11 protein-coding genes are annotated in these 13023 nt (G+C 49.4%); 5 read left to right on the top strand and 6 right to left on the bottom strand.

Annotated features, from left to right (window positions below):
- Positions 1-242 precede the first annotated feature (242 nt).
- The 6 genes from B1728_RS00985 to B1728_RS00960 all read right to left on the bottom strand — a co-directional run bounded on the left by B1728_RS00985 (position 243) and on the right by B1728_RS00960 (position 8061).
- Entirely contained in the window at positions 243-2051 is a 1809-nt protein-coding gene (locus tag B1728_RS00985) for a cache domain-containing sensor histidine kinase (protein WP_079908308.1), read from the bottom strand.
- Positions 2048-3067 carry a response regulator transcription factor gene (locus tag B1728_RS00980; RefSeq protein WP_079908307.1) on the bottom strand — a complete coding sequence of 340 codons (1020 nt, stop codon included), beginning with the start codon at positions 3065-3067 and terminating at the stop codon, positions 2048-2050. Before B1728_RS00980 ends, B1728_RS00985 begins: the two co-directional genes overlap by 4 nt.
- Positions 3068-3137: 70 nt before the next feature.
- On the bottom strand, positions 3138-4697 hold the full coding sequence (locus tag B1728_RS00975; RefSeq protein WP_079908306.1) for an extracellular solute-binding protein: 1560 nt from the start codon (positions 4695-4697) through the stop codon (positions 3138-3140).
- 180 nt (positions 4698-4877) lie between these two features.
- A complete protein-coding gene (locus tag B1728_RS00970; protein WP_079908305.1) occupies positions 4878-5837 on the bottom strand; it encodes a Gfo/Idh/MocA family protein in 960 nt (319 codons plus the stop codon).
- A 43-nt stretch (positions 5838-5880) separates the two neighbouring features.
- Positions 5881-7068: a glucuronate isomerase gene (locus B1728_RS00965; protein WP_079908304.1), complete on the bottom strand. Its 1188-nt coding sequence runs from the start codon at positions 7066-7068 to the stop codon at positions 5881-5883.
- 189 nt (positions 7069-7257) lie between these two features.
- Positions 7258-8061, bottom strand: coding sequence for a heparin lyase I family protein (locus B1728_RS00960; RefSeq protein WP_079908303.1), 804 nt, complete (start codon positions 8059-8061; stop codon positions 7258-7260).
- Positions 8062-8480: 419 nt separating this feature from the next.
- Between B1728_RS00960 and B1728_RS00955 the strand changes: the two genes are divergently transcribed.
- From B1728_RS00955 to cyoD, 5 genes are all read left to right on the top strand, one after another.
- A complete protein-coding gene (locus B1728_RS00955) occupies positions 8481-8756 on the top strand; it encodes a hypothetical protein (RefSeq protein WP_079908302.1) in 276 nt (91 codons plus the stop codon).
- Between the two features lie 257 nt (positions 8757-9013).
- A complete protein-coding gene (cyoA, locus tag B1728_RS00950; protein WP_079908301.1) occupies positions 9014-9976 on the top strand; it encodes a ubiquinol oxidase subunit II in 963 nt (320 codons plus the stop codon).
- Between the two features lie 23 nt (positions 9977-9999).
- Positions 10000-11973: a cbb3-type cytochrome c oxidase subunit I gene (locus tag B1728_RS00945; RefSeq protein WP_079908300.1), complete on the top strand. Its 1974-nt coding sequence runs from the start codon at positions 10000-10002 to the stop codon at positions 11971-11973.
- Positions 11973-12587 (top strand): cytochrome o ubiquinol oxidase subunit III, encoded by a 615-nt coding sequence (gene cyoC / locus B1728_RS00940; RefSeq protein ID WP_079908299.1) that lies wholly within the window; start codon positions 11973-11975, stop codon positions 12585-12587. The genes B1728_RS00945 and cyoC overlap by 1 nt, the downstream gene beginning before the upstream one ends.
- A gap of 1 nt (position 12588) precedes the next feature.
- Complete coding sequence (cyoD, locus tag B1728_RS00935; protein WP_079908298.1) at positions 12589-12915, top strand: cytochrome o ubiquinol oxidase subunit IV; 327 nt, start codon at positions 12589-12591, stop codon at positions 12913-12915.
- Positions 12916-13023: the final 108 nt, after the last annotated feature.

Genomic DNA, 13023 nt, shown 5'->3' with positions numbered 1-13023 from the left:
ATGTCCCTCCTGATCATGCGAAAGGCCTCTCGCCGCCTTCCATGATTCTCTTTTAATATATTACTCCTATTCTAGTATCTATTAAGAGGGAATGCCAGACAATCTCCCGAATTTAACCGAAAGCGCTCAGGAACCGGAGATTAAGGCTCAACGGATAGTCTTAATTTAACCTCGGCATATTCATTATTTAACCTGTATCCCTCGAATCCCATGGAACACAAGCTTTTCATGAGGTTAGCTTCCTATTTGTTATCAATCACAGACGGCATCATCATAATCAGCTTCGTTCCCTGCTCGGGTGCACTCTCGATTCGCAAGCCGTAAGACTCCCCGAATACCATTTGAATACGCCGGTGCACGTTCAGAATCCCGATGCCGCCCTTCTTGCCGGCCTCTTCGTCCGCCAACCGGTTCGCATTTAATTTGGCCCGCAGCCGTGACAGCTCCTCCTCGCTAATGCCGATACCGTTATCCTCGACGCTGACCCAGAACATGCCGTCGTTCTCCCCTGCGTCAATCCGGATAAAATGATAATCCTCCACTCCGTCGGGGAATGCGTGCTGGAATACATTTTCGACCAGCGGCTGCAGGGTAAGCCGGACCATTTTATGCAGCAGGTAATCCGGCTGAACGGCCACATCGACTTCAAACTCGCGTCCTATACGATGACGGATAATGACGAGATAATACATCACATGCTTCAGCTCATTGGCTATCGTGATTTCCTCCAGGTTCGTTTGAACCGAATAGCGGAGCATATAGGCCAGGGAATTGACGATTTCGGATATTTCCTCCGAATCCCTGATGAAAGCGTAGCATACGATCATTTCCAACGTGTTGTACATAAAATGAGGATTGATCTGCAGCTGCAGCGATTGAAGCACCGCCTTTTGCCGTTCAAGCTGCATTTCCTGATGCTTCAGCTCGACCTGATACACCTTTTCCACCATTTCGGACAGCCGGTTGACCATGAGATTGTAGCGCATCATGAGCTCTACCATTTCATCGTAGCGCTCCGGCAGTGGAATGACAGCCCAGTTGCCTTTCTCCGTCTGCCTCATTCCGTTCTTCAACACCTGGATCGGCTCCGTAATGGATTTGCCGAAACGGTATGCCAACAGCAGCGCAATGCACAGCGTAAACAAGCCGACGATGATCGTTGTCGTACGTATTTTGGATACGGGCTTGCGCAGCTCGTCGAGGGGCATGGAAACAACGAGATTCCAGCCTGAATAGTCGGATTTCTGCGACATGTAGATTCGCCGAATGCCATCCTCCGTATTATCAACGAGCGACAGCTCGCTGGCGCTAAGCTTACGCTTTAGGTCGTCGTTGACGAAGGAGCCTACCTTTTCGCGCTGCGGATGGTAGACGATCTGCCCTTTCCCGTCCAGGATAAAAAAGTATCCTTTAGGCCCAAGCTCGACTCCTTTCCACATCGCGGCGAGATCCGATACCCGCATTTCTATCGCAAGAATTCCTTTGGGTGCCGGGGACGACAAGCCTTTAATTTGCCGGATGAGCGTCAGCATGGGGGACCGTGTGTCGTTCAATATACTGTGATTTAATATACTGAGACTGCCGTCCTCATTGGTATTGGCACGGTAATAGCTCAATTGCTCGCGTATATCATGGGCGCTGAACGATTGTTCCGGCACATCGTAGAAATAATAGGCCGCATTCTCATTGAAGCTTATGATATAGATCGAGGCGATTTCCGGATTGCGGATAAATACCGGATCGACCCCTGCTTCCTTAATCGTTTTGCGGTATTCGAAAAACTCGTAAAACTCCGGCTTGGGCGGCAAATCCAGGAACCTCTTCACCTCTCTGTTCGTCAACAAAGAAACCATCGAGCGCTCGTACGATTGCAGATATAGATCGGTATGATGGACGGCGTTAGCCACAATTTGCGTCATTTGATTTTTCACTAATACATCCAGCTCCTGCGAAGAAGTGGTGTAAGAGAAGATGCCGACACTCGACAAGGACAGGACGATGACGACTAAAAAGTAAACAAACAGCTTGCGGTACACACTTCCACGCTTCATTTGATCCCCATTTGACTGCGAAATTCGGACGGCGAGATGCCGTACATTTTTTTGAATGTTTTGGTGAAATGCGGATAATCGTCATACCCTACCAGCTCCGCCACATCGACGATCCGGATATGAGGAACGGACAGAAGCTCCTTGGCCTTCTCCATTCTCCGGTTAATCCGGTAACGGACGAACGTTTCGTTGGTCATTCGTTTGAATAAAGCGCTGAAATACGTCGGAGTCAGACCGATCATCGCCGCAACCTGATCGAGCGTAATATCCTCGGACAGCCGGCTGTCGATGTAAGCCTTGGCTTCCTCCATCGGATCTTTGTAGTTCCCTTTGCGGGTTGCAAGCAGGCTGAACGCCATCTGACGAAGCCGTTCTTCAAAAGAATCCAGCAGCAACTTCGTGCTGGAGCCTTGAAGCTCAGGGCTCACGTATTCCTTTAATACGCCTCTTGCATGAAACCGTTTGATCAGCATCGCCGTGCAGTCCTCCAGCAGCTCCTTCAGCTTGGCCAATGTGAAATTGGCCGATAGGCAGTACTGTCTCCACAAATCTGCGAGCCGGGTCAATTCATCCATCTGAAGCGACCAGATGCACTGCTCCATCGCATCGATCCATTCAATATACCGGGAGACGGAGAAGTAGCCTGTCGCCGATTCCTGAACCAGCTGCCCCAGCATCTTATGCAAGTCATTTTTCATCAGCGGCTTCAATAAATAATGCTTAACTCCATAGGTCATCGCCTTTTGCGCGTACTCAAAATCGTTATGGCCGGATATAACAGCGGTCTGAATATGAGGATAATCGCTATGTATCGCCTGACAAAGCGCTAATCCGTCCATTTTGGGCATGCGAATATCGGTCAGGACAATGTCCGGCTCCAATGCTTGAATTTTCTTCAATGCATCCAAGCCGTTCTCTGCCGTTCGGATCCCTTCAAAGGAAGGGGCATAGACCTCTGCCATTTTGACCAGTCCCAAACGAATAATCGGTTCATCATCAACGATGAGCAAATGCATGGAAGTCAGCTCCTTTTGCAACGGTCATAAGCAAGAATCCTCTCTTTGCGAAGCAATCGTATCGTTCTATTTAAAAACGGGTTTCATACAGGTTGACGATTCCTTCCCTGCGGTTATAGCGTTGGGTAGCTTCTTTGATGATTTCTTCTCCGCCTTTTTGCCTGTACTCCTGGATGACCTTGGGCCAATCGGTGATAGGCTCTTTGCCGTAAATCATCTTGATGATATGATCCATAATGAGTCTCGGAGCACCATCCTGCGTAATAGGAGCCAGATCCTGGTATTTGGCGAATGAAATCAAATCCGGATTAAAGCCGATGCCCGGCAATCCCTCATGTTTGACAATATGGTCGAGCGCAAACAGCGTATCCCGCCCGTTCTGATCCAGCTGCAGCCGCATTCTATTGGCTACGGCGTCATGAGCCCCCCACAGTGTGCCGCTGCGCCAGCCTTCTTCTTCTATCGCTTCCTTCGTTTGAGGAAATTTGTACTGGATCCTGCCGTCTGCTATCGTATAGGTATCCCCTTCAATGCCAAAAGTAAAGAACCTCTCCGCCTCCGGCGTCTGCATCCAGTCAAAAAACTGTATGATGCGCGCCGCTGTGTCCGGCTTTACGTTCTTATTAATGTAAAAAGCCGAAATGACGGGAGTATAGTGGAAGTACCCGCCGGTGCCTTCCGGACCTTTCGGAGAAGGGATAATATCTACTCGGGCCGAAGGAACGGCCTGCTTGATCGAGGTCCGGAAATCAACCAGACCGATCGCATTGGACGACCAGATTCCCGCCTTGCCCGAGCGAATATAGCTTATAAAATCCGCCGACGAGATGGTCGCGAAATCTTTGGCGATAAGCCCCTCATCCAGCATCGTCTTGTAGGTCTCCAGCGCTTTTTGCATATGCTTGACATCAAAAAACTTGGGAACAACCTGCCCGTCCGCCACTTCAAACTGATCGCGGTATGGCAGCACGTCGTAAGCTCCGAGGATGATGTCGGCGTACTTCAGGTTCTCCCTCATTAAATAAGGATGCTCAACTCCCATCTTCTTAAAGGCTCTGAGCACATCGAGAAACTCCTCCACCGTCTGCGGCGGCTTGAGACCTGCCTTCTCCAGCAGATCCGACCGGATAAAGGTCGCTCTTCGGGAAGGGTTCGTCAAATAGGTTGGAATACCGTACGTTTTTCCGTTGTAGGATACCGCCTCCCATGCATCCTTTGGCACGTTCTTGAGCAAATTGGGGGCATACTGCTTTAACAAATCGTCGATCGGCATGAAGACGCCGGCCTCTACCGAACCCGACATGATCGTACTGGTAGGCGTACCGTTGCTTCCGACGACATCCGGAATGCTGCTGCCTGCAAACATGACCGGAAGCTTCGATTCCTCTATCACCTTGACATCGAGGGAAGTATGGGTCAGCTCCCCCAGCTTCAGGACCCACTTTTCCCGGCTCAGATCCCCAATCCGCGAAAAATATCCGCTGCTTGAGGTCGTAGTGTAAGAGATGGAAAATTTCGCAGGCTTGTCCTGCTCAGCCGCCGGATGCTTTGTTGTATCGTCGTGGAAACAACCGGCAGTACCAGCAGCTGCAATCGCTATGATCATCCATGTGCCGACGGTTCTTTTCATACGATTCCCTTCCATCCCAAGAATTGAATAAGCTGACCCCACTAAAAGGGTATATTTAGGGCAGCCCCTAAATTTTACATTGTATTGTGGTGAGCAAGACATACGAAAGGGCTGCCTGCAGGTTGCCTGTTCACCTGAAGTACAGCCCCTTTCTTCACCGGAGTCCCCTGGGAGCAGACGCTAGCTCGGGTACTTGATCTCTACCTTCCGTCCCTCGGCACTCGATAATTTTGCGAAGTGCACCAGGGTCTGCGATTTCAAATAATCCGCACCGCTGGTTTCCGAATCCCGTTGCTCCTTAAGCGATGCCAGGAATTCCGCCAACGTATCGGAAGTATCTACCCCGCTGTAGTTGGTAATCGTTTCCTTGACCCCATCCTTAATGAGATGGATCTCCTGATTCTCGTATTGGATCGTGCCCTCCGTTCCTTCGATCCGCCAATTGCCGTGCCAAGGCGTCTGTTCCCCCCTGGAGGCGATAGAACCGGTATAGCTGACCTTCACACCGTCTGCCATCTCCAGGAGAGCGCTGGTGTTAATGATGGCGCCTTCTTCATCCCATCCGCCGATAGGATTGTACATGTCCGCGTAGACGCTTTTTCCTTCCTCACCGGTCAAATAACGGATCATATCAAAATGATGGACGCCGATATCGTCCAGCAGGCTGACCGTATATTTGCGCTGCACATGGTGATATCGATAAAATAGGATGTCTATAGCGGAAATCCGTCCGATAGCGCCTTCATCCAGCAGCTGCTTCAATTTGCGCACGGCGGCATGGCGGCGGTAATTCTCGGCGATCATGAAGGGAATGTTCTCCTTAGCGGCACGCTCCACCACTTCGATGGATTCTTCGTAATCAAACGATATCGGCTTCTCGCACAAAACCGGCAGCTTCTTATCGAAAGCGGCGTTGTTAACGACCGTATGCGCCATAGGCGAGGTCACATTGACGACGAAATCCAGCTGCTCCTTCTCCAGCGCCTCGCTAAGCGATGTATAGAACGGGAACGGATCGTCCCCCATCTTCTCCTTCATCGAAGCATCCGTCTCCACTACGGCGGCCAATAATCCTTTGTCTCTCAATCTTTTATACCACGAAAAGCCTGCGGTTCCCAAGCCAACCAAAAGTGCCTTCATCTTCATTCTCCCCTTCATTGGCTATATCGCCAATTCTGTATTTTTATGAATTCAAGCTGAACCCGTAACGCTGCGCCGCGCTGTTATACAGCCAATCCTTTGCAAGCTGGATTGCCGTGTCATAATCAAGCCAGCCCGCTTCGATCTGCTGATATAAATATTCGCCCATCAGCTTCTTAATAAGAAGGATTTTTCCGTAGCACCATTCGATATTCCTTGCGTCCGACACGATAAGCGAGCTTTTGATTCCAGGTAACGCTTCCATACGATACTGCATGATATCACGGTAAGTGCTTGCGCGGAAATTAAACCACCACATGCCGCCCACATGAACATTAGGATAGTTCCAGGCCGCCTGCACAACATCCAGATTGTTCAACTCCGAAGCAACGACCAGCTCGAAGGAAATGCGGTAGCGAGCAAACAAACCCGACAGCTTCGCTATGCGCAGCGGGTCATTGACAGGTATCGCCGTGTCGCACCAGGAGCGTTCCACGCCGAGGAAGAGCTGCAGGAACATTCCGTTCTGCTCCAATATCCCGCAAATCGTGTGGAGTACCCGCATCATGAGCTGATCCCGCGTTGCCGTTTGCAGCGGAACCTCCTCATTAGCCTTGGCATCGTAGCCGGGAAGCGTCGTCATGATGCCCGGACAGCCCCTTTCCTTATAGGAAGCTATTAAATCGCGGATCGATTGAGTCACTTCTTCCAGGGCTTGCTCCCGCTGATCGGCCTGATGAATTTGCTTGGTCCATTCGAACAGTCTTCCGTCAACGCGCGGAATCAGAATGGCGTCTCTGTTCATATGGCTGCATTTCGCGTGATCCGGCATATTCGTTACGAAAGCGCAAATGTTCAGCTTGTCCGCCACCTCCTGCGCCCAGCCCGGGCGGTCGTTGGAAGCACGAACAGCGGCATCGGCTTCGCGGATGGATTGGGCGTCGCGGATTTCGATGCCGTACAAATCTTTGAATATATGCGTGAATACCCAGTTCATTAACGTATTGCGGCTCGCCTTGTAAGCGGATAAGAAAGACTCGATGCGCTCATCCTCTGGCAGCTCCATCGCCTGATCCGGGTACCCGGCGGCCTGCATCTCCCGGTTTAGCCAAAAATAATGCGCAATTTCCCAAAAATCACGGGCACTCAGCTGCTGTCCTACCAAATGGGTATGTGTATCCAGAACGTCAAATCCCATGATCTCTTCAATGAATGCTTTCTGGTTTAACATGAGCTTTTGTTCCCTTCTTTCATGAAATGAGGTTCTTCCCCCATCATACTACTTGTACTCAACCGCTTCCATGGCTTTACTTAAACTAGAGGTTGTGATTTTTTACGATTTAGTTGTCATAAAACAAAGCACTCCCCTGAAGTTCCCGTCAGAGGAGTGCCCAAAGTCTGTACTATCAATGAAGAAATATTATTGCTTCGTAATGCTGAAATTGGCGAACTGTATATTCGCTTCCGTCATGCCGGAGAAAATTTTGCGGTAAATCCCCCACTTGGGACGATTGAAATCCGCTCCGTCTCTCCACATATCCTTGCTTCCGCTATAAGACATCAAGGTCGTTCCGTCCAGCTTCTTCAGCGTCATCGATACCGTTCCGTTATCCGAGTTCTTCACGGTTACCGTAGCTTCTACCCAAGTATTCAGGACATTGGACCAATCCGTTGAAGCAAGCGTCGTCACCTGACTCATATCGGCCCCTATCGGACTGTGGCGGAACGTCAGCTTGTTTTTTTCAACCGAGAAGGTCAAAATTGGCGCGCCGTCATCGCCGCCGGATGCTTTCAGCTGAAAAATGTGGCAAAAGTTCCCCGACGGCGGCATCTGGAAGCCGTTCAGCACTTTAAACTTCCATTTATACGTCATCGTCGTCCCGTTGGTTCCTTTGACGGCGCTTGGAGAGCTGTTATAAGCCTTCAGCTCGTTGCGCTGCCGATCCGTATTGGAGCCATCGTAGTCTCCTGTGCTGTTCAGCTTGAACTGAAATACGTTGCCGACCGGTGACGAGGTGGTCTCCCAAATATGGCTTGCATCCCCCGGTCCGTCAATGGGGTCGGAGCCCAGCTTGCTCTTGAAGATTTGATAAGCGTCCTGTCCGGTATTAGGCCCATCCGAATCAATAGTCGTCGTGGTTGCGGCCCAGGCTACCGCAGTTTGCAAAACCATTGCTGATACTAACAAAGCTCCCGCTACCATTGTTTTGACCTTTTTCTTCATTATCCAATCCCTCCTGATAAATAAATGATTGCTTGCAGCCATACGGACTAGCGGACCTTCCTCCCTGCAGCAGCTCGACAAGCTCTAAACCTATCCTTGACTGGTTAGATGACTCCTCCTTTCCGAAGCCGATTTTATGTTTGCGCTTACAAAAACGATCTTAAAATAAACACGGGATGGATAAAATGGAAAAATTTATGGTAACCTGTTCTTTTTTATGTTTTCCGTACTCTGAGCACTCTATAAGGTAGAGCGCAGTATGGACTGGCGGCTTTCATCCCGCAAGGCGTATTTCCAGTGACCTTTATCTAAATTTGTCTGAATTTCGATCAAAAATTGAACATTCCTTGAACAAACCAACCATTTTATGCTATACTGGTATCAAGAAAACACTTACAAAGGAAATGGAAGTGACCATTATGACTACGAAAACAGCATCGGTTAGCGGCGTACGTCAAAATGTGAAGGATGTACAACGTCTTGTCAACTGGATGACGGCTGCAGCTTGGGGCATTCTTGGCATTGGTCTTGTCTTATGTTTATTTAATTTACATCACTTTAGCGATCGTAACACGTCCCTCATGGTGGGAGTCGGCTTCTTGGTAGGCAGTGTTCACATTTATGTGATTCGCACCGCCATTCATCTCGTTCATTCCCGTATGCTGGATGACGAAAATGACAAAATTCAACAATAGTTCCACAAAACCTGACATATTTTCACATTTTACCCCTTTTAAGAGCGATCTTAGAGGGGTTTTTCTTTTCCAAAAATTAATAGTCGTCATTTTCGTGAACTTTATATTACAGAAAAAAGACGAAACCTTGACGTATTTGTTAACAACGGCGAAATCTCGGTTAATATCTGCTATCTTAAGAAATAGCTAAGAACGTTCCACATTTCACAACCTGCTTTATCCGAGCGTTCGAGAAACTTAAGGAGATGATATTACACATGCGACTAACGAAAAAAGCTGCTCGGATTGTGACTCCGCTGATCTTTCTGACCATGCTGGTGCTTCTCTCGGGTTGCGAATCCATTATGGTTATGGACCCGAAGGGCCCTATCGCCGCTGGTCAAAAGGATCTGATCATTACCGCTTCTATCTTATGCGGAATCGTACTGGTCCCTGTGCTCATACTGACCGCTTACATCGTATGGCGGTATAGAGACAAACCAGGCAACAAAGCTGCTTACAAACCGAACTGGTCGCACAGTACGATGATGGAGGTAGTATGGTGGGGGATTCCTATTGTTATTATCATCCTGTTGGCCGCTGTTACGGCTCGCGAAACGTATGCCCTGGAGCCATCCAAGCCGATTGTTTCCGATAAGAAGCCGATCACGATTCAAGCAACCTCTCTGGATTGGAAATGGCTTTTCACCTATCCTGAGCAAGGTATTGCAACCGTCAATTACATTGAAATTCCTGAAGATACACCTATTAAATTCGAGCTTACTTCCGATGCTCCGATGAACTCCTTCTGGATTCCTCAGCTGGGCGGTCAAATGTATACGATGTCCGGCATGGCCATGACCTTGTTCCTGCAAGCCGATGAACAAGGCGTTTATTACGGAACCGGAGCGAATTTCAGCGGCAAGCATTTCACCGATATGAAATTCCAGGTACACGCTACATCGGATGAAGATTTCAATAATTGGGTTAAAGAAGTGAAGCAATCCTCGGGCCCGTTGACAATGGACGGATATAACCAGCTGGCTGCACCGGGTACGTCAACCAAGCAGTACTTCTCTTCCTTCCCTGAGGGACTATTCAATAAGATCGTGACGAAATATGCCGTAAACGGAAGCACTCATGCCCATCATGGTTCTGCCGGCAGCGAACCTTCCGCCAAGCAGGAGCCGTCTAAAGCTGTTCAGCCTGCAACAACCTCGAATCCGCATGCTGGACATTAACACTAACGAAAGGAGGCATACACATGCTGGATAAAATAAAAGATTTTGCATCCTGGTTTTTTGTAACAGGCGATCCGATGATTTTAGGAGCACAAGTCAGTATTGGGCTCGCTATGGTTGCCATCGTGTTCGTGCTAACCTATTTCAAAAAATGGACTTGGCTTTGGCGCGAATGGCTGACGACCGTTGACCATAAACGTATCGGGATCATGTACATTCTATGTTCCATTCTAATGCTATTCCGCGGCGGCGTCGACGCCCTGCTCATGCGTCTTCAGCTTGCCATGCCTGATATGAAATTCCTGGAGCCGGAGCACTATAACCAGATCTTTACGACACACGGGGTTATCATGATTTTGTTCATGGCGATGCCTCTTATGTTCGGTCTGTTCAATATCGTTGTGCCGCTTCAATTGGGAGCGCGCGACGTTGCTTATCCGTTCCTGAACTCCCTGAGCTTCTGGATGTTCTTCTGGGGCGCTATGCTGTTCAACGTCTCCTTCGTCATCGGCGGTTCGCCGGATGCTGGCTGGCTTGCGTACCCGCCGCTTTCCGAGCTGTCTCACAGCCCGGGTGTCGGACAAAACTTCTATATCTGGGGTATCCAGATTTCCGGTATCGGAAGCTTGGCGACCGGTATTAACTTTATCGTAACGATTCTGAAAATGCGCGCGCCAGGCATGAAGCTCATGCAAATGCCGATGTTCTCCTGGTCCGTATTTTCCAGCTGTATCATGATTATTTTCGCTTTCCCTATCTTAACCATTACCTTGGCACTGTTATTCATGGACCGCTTCCTGGGCGCTCACTTCTTCACGCTTGACGGCGGCGGTAACCCGATGATGTATATCAACCTGATTTGGATGTGGGGACATCCGGAGGTTTATATCGTGGTCGTGCCGGCATTCGGTATTTTCTCCGAGGTCGTTGCTACCTTCTCCAAGAAAAAGCTGTTCGGATATAATTCCATGGTTTTTGCCATGATTATTATTAGCGTACTCTCGTTCTTTACCTGGGTGCATCACTTCTTCACCATGGGCTCGGGTGCCGACGTTAACGTCTTCTTCGCCATAACGACGATGGCTATCGCGATCCCGACGGGGGTTAAAATATTCAACTGGCTGTTCACGATGTTCCGCGGCCGGGTATCCTATCCGACGCCGATGCTGTGGACCGTAGCCTTCATCCCATGTTTTGTTATCGGCGGGATGACCGGGGTTCTGCTGTCCGTAGCGCCTGCAGACTTCCAGTTCCATAACAGCTACTTCCTGATCGCACACTTCCACCAAGTATTGATCGGCGGCGTAGTGTTCGGTTACTTCGCAGGGCTGTACTACTGGTGGCCAAAAATGTTCGGCTTCAAGCTGAATGAGCATTTGGGCAAATGGGCCTTCTGGTTCTGGAACATCGGTTTCTATGTCTGCTTTATGCCTCAATATTTCTTGGGTCTCGACGGAATGACTCGTCGTACGACCGTTTACGATTTCGATATGGGCTGGGGCCCGCTGAACTTGATTTCGACTGTCGGTGCCTTCTTTATGGGGATCGCGTTCATTTTCCAAGTATGGCAAATTGCCTACAGCATCAAGCATCATGAGCGCGACGTTACTGGTGACCCATGGAACGGCCGCACGCTGGAATGGTCCATTCCATCTCCTGCACCTATGTATAACTTTGCTGTTGAGCCTCATGTTCACGATGTGGATGATTGGTGGGAGAAAAAGCAAAAGCTCGCTCAAGGCATCAAACCGGAGCCTACTGCTCCGCTTGAACCGATTCACATGCCGAAAAACTCGGCGATTCCGTTCATCAAATCGACTCTTTGGTTCTTTGCCGGATTCGGTTTTGTATGGGGCTGGCTATGGCTTGCTATTCCGGCGATGATCGGTGTACTCATCTGCATGCTGGCGCGTTCGTTCTCGTATGACACGGACTACTACATTCCGGTAGATGAAATTAAACAGACGGAAGCTGCATTAAGGGGGGCGAAGGTCTAATGGCACATGCGGCAGCGCACGGCGGACATGACCATCATGACCACGGTCATCATGATCATGAGTCGCTCAAAACGTTCGGGTTCTGGATCTTCCTGATTACGGACTGTATTTTATTCGGTACTTTATTCGCTACCTATATCGTTCTTCACGGCAATACCAACGGCGGACCGACACCCAAAGAGCTGTTCGAAATGCCCGGTATTATCGCAGAGACATTCATTTTGTTAACAAGCAGCTTTACGAGCGGTCTGGCCGTACTGGCCATGCACAAAGGCAACAAAAACCAGCTGATCGGCTGGCTGGCCGTTACGGCACTTCTTGGCGCTTCCTTCGTTGCGCTTGAGGTTAATGAGTTCATCACTATGGTATATCATGAAGGTGCAACGATCTCGACAAGCGCCTTCCTCTCCGCTTTCTTTACGCTGGTCGGTACGCACGGACTTCACGTATCGCTCGGTCTATGCTGGATGATCGGTCTTATGTTCCAGTTGAAAAAACACGGCATTACACCGGTTACCAAACGGAAAGTCGATGTTATCAGCTTGTACTGGCACTTTCTTGACGTTGTGTGGATTTTCGTCTTCACGGTCGTTTACTTGATGGGGGTGATGTAAGATGAGTCAACATAATTCACACGGCGCACATTCCGAATCTCACGGATCGTTGAAATCTTATGTCATTGGCTTCATCCTGTCGATCGTGCTGACCATCATCCCGCTCGTCGTCATCCTGAACCACATGTTCAGTGAAGGCGCAAGAATCGTCATCATCCTGATTATGGCGATCCTGCAGTTCGCCGTTCAGCTCGTATTCTTCATGCATTTGAAAGAAGGAGAAAACGCACGCTGGAACATGATGGCGCTGGCTCTCGGGCTTGTCATCCTGTTGACGATTGTAGCAGGCTCCATCTGGATTATGACCTACAACCAAGTAGCACATTAATCCTGTTTGAATGAAGTTGAATGAAAGAGGCTATCCTTTGAATGATCGAGGGGTAGCCTTTTTCTTTGCATTTCGTGCAACAATTGGGAGCCCTTCCCCGTCTATGGT

Source organism: Paenibacillus sp. 32352 (assembly GCF_002042965.1).
Taxonomy (GTDB): Bacteria; Bacillota; Bacilli; order Paenibacillales; family NBRC-103111; genus Paenibacillus_S; species Paenibacillus_S vulneris.
This window is presented reverse-complemented; position numbering and strand designations above follow the sequence as displayed.

Coding starts and splice junctions, on each gene's coding strand:
- B1728_RS00985 (WP_079908308.1), bottom strand. CDS start 2,051: ATGAAGCGTGGAAGTGTGTACCGCAAGCTGTTTGTTTACTTTTTAGTC.
- B1728_RS00980 (WP_079908307.1), bottom strand. CDS start 3,067: ATGCATTTGCTCATCGTTGATGATGAACCGATTATTCGTTTGGGACTG.
- B1728_RS00975 (WP_079908306.1), bottom strand. CDS start 4,697: ATGAAAAGAACCGTCGGCACATGGATGATCATAGCGATTGCAGCTGCT.
- B1728_RS00970 (WP_079908305.1), bottom strand. CDS start 5,837: ATGAAGGCACTTTTGGTTGGCTTGGGAACCGCAGGCTTTTCGTGGTAT.
- B1728_RS00965 (WP_079908304.1), bottom strand. CDS start 7,068: ATGTTAAACCAGAAAGCATTCATTGAAGAGATCATGGGATTTGACGTT.
- B1728_RS00960 (WP_079908303.1), bottom strand. CDS start 8,061: ATGAAGAAAAAGGTCAAAACAATGGTAGCGGGAGCTTTGTTAGTATCA.
- B1728_RS00955 (WP_079908302.1), top strand. CDS start 8,481: ATGACTACGAAAACAGCATCGGTTAGCGGCGTACGTCAAAATGTGAAG.
- cyoA (WP_079908301.1), top strand. CDS start 9,014: ATGCGACTAACGAAAAAAGCTGCTCGGATTGTGACTCCGCTGATCTTT.
- B1728_RS00945 (WP_079908300.1), top strand. CDS start 10,000: ATGCTGGATAAAATAAAAGATTTTGCATCCTGGTTTTTTGTAACAGGC.
- cyoC (WP_079908299.1), top strand. CDS start 11,973: ATGGCACATGCGGCAGCGCACGGCGGACATGACCATCATGACCACGGT.
- cyoD (WP_079908298.1), top strand. CDS start 12,589: ATGAGTCAACATAATTCACACGGCGCACATTCCGAATCTCACGGATCG.